Genomic DNA, 616 nt, shown 5'->3' with positions numbered 1-616 from the left:
GGCATGTACTGCGGCACGGCCGATGCCGGCCGGGCCGCCATCGCCCCCCTGCTCGCGGTGCCGAGCGCGCGGCTGCTGGTGGACAAGTCGGGCACGTACCCGGAGATGAACCACTGGCTGGAGGACCACCCCTACGAGCTTCCCCAGGATCTGCCCGATCACGTGTGCGAGAGCAAGTCCAGCGGCTACATCGGCCGCACGCTCACCAAAGCGCAGTGGCAGGCGGCGATCGACTACTTCGTGACCTCGCCCAACACCTATTCGATGTTCTACCTGGAGCCGTACGGCGGCGCGATCCAGCGCTACCCGGCCACGGACAGCGCATTCGTCCACCGGAACGTGGACGCGGACCTCGTCGCGGACGTGTTCTGGACGGATGCCGCCGAACGCGAACGCATGGAGGCATGGCTCGCGGGCTTCATGGACCTGATGCGTCCCTTCCTGACCGGCGCGGTGTACCAGAACTATCCGGACGGCTCGCTCGTGGACTATCCGCAGGCCTACTGGGGCACCGGCACCTACGCGCGCCTGCAGCAGGTCAAGCAGACGTACGACCCGGGCAACTTCTTCCGTTTCGCGCAGAGCGTGAAGCTGCCCTGACCCGGCGGGCCCGCGC

General features: G+C 67.7%; 1 protein-coding gene. It reads left to right on the top strand.

Going from position 1 to position 616, the window contains the following annotated elements; genetic code table 11:
* Positions 1-600: BBE domain-containing protein (locus tag K9U40_RS23230; protein ID WP_282892433.1), on the top strand; the 600-nt coding region annotated here is incomplete at its 5' end.
* Between the last annotated feature and the right edge of the window lie 16 nt (positions 601-616).

The sequence above is a fragment of the Xanthobacter autotrophicus genome (assembly GCF_030015065.1).
In the GTDB taxonomy this organism is placed as follows: domain Bacteria; phylum Pseudomonadota; class Alphaproteobacteria; order Rhizobiales; family Xanthobacteraceae; genus Xanthobacter; species Xanthobacter autotrophicus_D.
This window is presented reverse-complemented; position numbering and strand designations above follow the sequence as displayed.